Source organism: Streptomyces apricus, assembly GCF_008369065.1.
Lineage (GTDB): Bacteria > Actinomycetota > Actinomycetes > Streptomycetales > Streptomycetaceae > Streptomyces > Streptomyces apricus.
The window spans coordinates 1-1999 of sequence record NZ_VDFC01000174.1 but is presented as its reverse complement, the minus strand read 5'-3'; the positions used below and the strand labels follow the sequence as shown (position 1 = coordinate 1999).

The window sequence follows — 1999 nt, the reverse complement described above, 5'->3', positions numbered from 1 at the left end:
CTACCCCGATCGAATGTGCCCGCCCTTGTCGAGGGGGAGCCTATGCCGCCGAAATGTCACGATCAGCCCCCCGGACCGTCCGGGGGTCACGTGCACCAGCCCCACCTCCCCCCGCCGAACCCGTACGCCCACAGCCGTCCGGGCCCGGGGTACACGGTCGTCGAGGTACTGGGCGAGATCGACATGGCGACGGCCGACGCCCTCGGCGAGCAGCTGGACGCCCTCACCCGGGACGAGGCCCCGCAGGTCGTGGTGGACCTGCGCCGGGTCGACTTCTTCGACTGCTCGGGGCTGCGGGTGCTGTGCCGGGCCGAGCGGCGGGCCAGGGAGCGCGGCGGCGGCCTGCGCCTGGTCTCGGACCAGCCCCGGATCCACCGGATGCTGCGCGCCTGCGGCCTCCTCGGCCGCTTCCCTCCCCTGCCGGAACTCCCGCTCCCGCCCCGCGGGGCGAGCGGGGCGCAGGAGCCGTCCGGGACGTGACCGGCCGGCCGCACCGGCCCCGTGACGACGCCAGGGCCGGCGGAGACGGCCCCACTCCGTCTCCGCCGGCCCCTGTGGCGAGGTCGCACGGCACACTCCGCGACGGGACTCGCACTCCCCATCCGCTACGGCGGGCCTCCGTCGACGCACTCGGAGGGCCGCGCGACCCCGGCTCTCAGAACGTGAAGACGGCCGTCCCGTAGGAGTTCTTCACGCACTCGTTGGCGAAGGTACGTTCGTAGGAGATCCGCCTGCCCTGCCAGACGCCGTCGACCGTGACGACGACGGGGTCGTACTCGCGGGTGCACAGGACGCCGGATCTGGCCATCAGGGCGTCGAAGTCCCCTCCCGTGGCCCGCAGTTCACCGCAGGCCGCGACCGCGGCCGGGTGGGTGCCGGAGGCCGTCGGCGCACAGCTGAGGGTGACCGCGCGTTCCGGTGCGGCCTCGGCCGCGATCTCGCCGTGCCCCGTGGTGAGCACCAGGGACGAGGGCGCGTAGAGCGAGGTCGGCGAAGGGTCGGCGAGGGCGGTCCCGGTGAGGGGACCGCAGACGGCGGTGGCCGTCAGGGTGATCGTCGCTGCCCACCGCGCGGTGTTCGGCATCGTGTGCATCCTTCCGCTCGTTCGGTCGCCGCACCGGCTCGGTGGTGCCGGTGCGGCGAGCGCGAGTCTGCCGAGTCGGCGCCGGAAACACACGTCGACCCCATGCGTTTCGGTAACATTGCGTATTGAATCAGTGGCGTGAAGTGACAGAATTCGAACAAGTCCCCCTTGGAACTGAGCGGTTCCATGGTCACGACCGGAGCCCGCTGGCCGGATTTCCCGTCCTCGGCAATAGGCCTGAAACATTCCGCTTCGACCCGGAAGCAGGTCCCGCGCACGGCCCGCGTGCGACCCGTGCACCGTCCGCGTGCGGCCTGCGTACGGCCCGCGGGCCTCGGGCGAAAACCGGACAGCTCCTGCGACAGGGGTGCTGTGCGGGATCCCGCCCTTCGTAGACTGCCCCGCCATGGGAGAGATCTACGGGCTGGGCGAGATCACCTGTCCGTCCGGTGAGCTGGTGATCGTCGACGGCGGTCATCTGGGCATGTGGAGCGGGGAGGATTCACCCGCGCTGGTGGACCCGGCGGCCTTCGGGATACACGACCCCGCGGTCGCGGCCGACGTGGCCGCGGCGACCGACTTCGCCGTCACCGGTCCCGACGCGGCCACCGCGGCCCACTCCTTCGCCCGGCAGCCGGGCCGCACGCTCCACGACGTCCCGGCCTCCGGGGCGGAGCGGCTGGCCGACCTCTTCGCGGCGCACTGCCGGGAGCACGGCTTCGACGCCGGGCTCGACGCCTCGGCCGGACGGGTGCCGCACCGGGAACGGGTGCGGCGGTGCACGGAGGCGGGCGGGGGCTGCTTCCTGATGCACGGGGTGCCGGTGGTGGCCGTCGGCGGGGTGCCCCGGGACCGGCCGCTCCCCGTCCTCGGGACGGACACCGGCCTGGTGATCCCCCTCGCCTCCCCTGCCGC

Annotated in this window: 3 protein-coding genes; 2 read left to right on the top strand and 1 reads right to left on the bottom strand. The window is 73.4% G+C overall.

All coding sequences use genetic code 11. From position 1 onward, the window contains the following. Nucleotides 1-90 precede the first annotated feature (90 nt). On the top strand, nucleotides 91-480 hold the full coding sequence (locus FGF04_RS38990) for an STAS domain-containing protein (protein WP_235882747.1): 390 nt from the start codon (nucleotides 91-93) through the stop codon (nucleotides 478-480). Nucleotides 481-655: 175 nt separating this feature from the next. On the opposite strand, the gene FGF04_RS38985 is transcribed toward FGF04_RS38990, so the two are convergent. After that, nucleotides 656-1084: a protease inhibitor gene (locus FGF04_RS38985; RefSeq protein ID WP_149516125.1), complete on the bottom strand. Its 429-nt coding sequence runs from the start codon at nucleotides 1082-1084 to the stop codon at nucleotides 656-658. Between the two features lie 406 nt (nucleotides 1085-1490). Between FGF04_RS38985 and FGF04_RS38980 the strand changes: the two genes are divergently transcribed. After that, nucleotides 1491-1999, top strand: a 509-nt coding sequence (locus FGF04_RS38980) for a hypothetical protein (protein ID WP_223146457.1), incomplete at its 3' end; no start/stop codon positions are given.